This window comes from Pseudomonas sp. NPDC087598, assembly GCF_044743525.1.
Lineage (GTDB): Bacteria > Pseudomonadota > Gammaproteobacteria > Pseudomonadales > Pseudomonadaceae > Aquipseudomonas.
In genome coordinates, this window is the sequence record NZ_JBIUWQ010000002.1 from 235,781 (window position 1) to 236,560 (window position 780).

The 780-nt window shown below is 52.2% G+C and carries 1 protein-coding gene and 1 tRNA gene; both read left to right on the plus strand.

The genetic code is table 11. The features are described 5' to 3' along the window. Nucleotides 1–9 precede the first annotated feature (9 nt). Nucleotides 10–97, plus strand: a tRNA-Ser gene (locus ACIOWE_RS02440). A gap of 207 nt (nucleotides 98–304) precedes the next feature. Further along, nucleotides 305–514, plus strand: coding sequence for a hypothetical protein (locus tag ACIOWE_RS02445; RefSeq protein ID WP_102357988.1), 210 nt, complete (start codon nucleotides 305–307; stop codon nucleotides 512–514). The last annotated feature ends 266 nt before the right edge of the window (nucleotides 515–780 follow it).

The following is a 780-nucleotide window of genomic DNA, read 5'->3' on the forward strand; positions in this document are numbered from 1 at the left end:
CAACGCAACGGAGGTGTGGCCGAGTGGTTTAAGGCAACGGTCTTGAAAACCGTCGACTGTAACAGGTCCATGAGTTCGAATCCCATCGCCTCCGCCATCTTATGTACGACAAAGCCCTGATTATTCAGGGCTTTGTCGTTTCTGGCTGTTGAGATTTCCGCTGAGCTTACGGAAGCGTTACAAAACTTTTTGATACGCGTTACAAAACTTTCTGGCTTTTCTCCCTTCTCTAGCGTCCTGCCAAACGTAAAACACTCTTCATGTAACACGGTGCTACGCTGGGCTCTCTCACGGAGGAACGCCCATGCCAAATTCCGATCTGCTCCCTTCCCTGCTTTATAAAATCAATGAGAACCAACTCGCTCTCGAAGCCGCCATCATGGAGCTGACGAACTGGGTCGAGCAGCGCGGATCTGCCGACGTCGCCGAGAACGTCCGCGGCGCCCTCTGGGCAATCGACAAAAATGAGGAGTTCATCAAGATGACGCTTGCGGTTTTGATGACGCCCGACTGACCGCTATCGGCCAAAAGCAGTCGTTCACGGGAGGCAGCTATCGACCCACAGCAGTAATCTGAACCGCATTGATCTAAAGCAATGCCTCCTGCCCATCCTAAAATCGTGATGGCAGTTCATTTCCGGCCTGGGCATCCGAAAAGACCTCATCTGGATCTGCCTGACACCAATATCTGAAAAGTAGGCGTGGCTCGATATTTCTGAAATATTGATCCACGGTGCTCTCGGGGCGTACGACCCATTTAGGCTCTGGCCATTGCTGGGCT

What these genes read in the sequence shown, in the direction of transcription:
- ACIOWE_RS02445 (WP_102357988.1), top strand. Translation starts at nt 305, where the DNA reads ATGCCAAATTCCGATCTGCTCCCTTCCCTGCTTTATAAAATCAATGAG.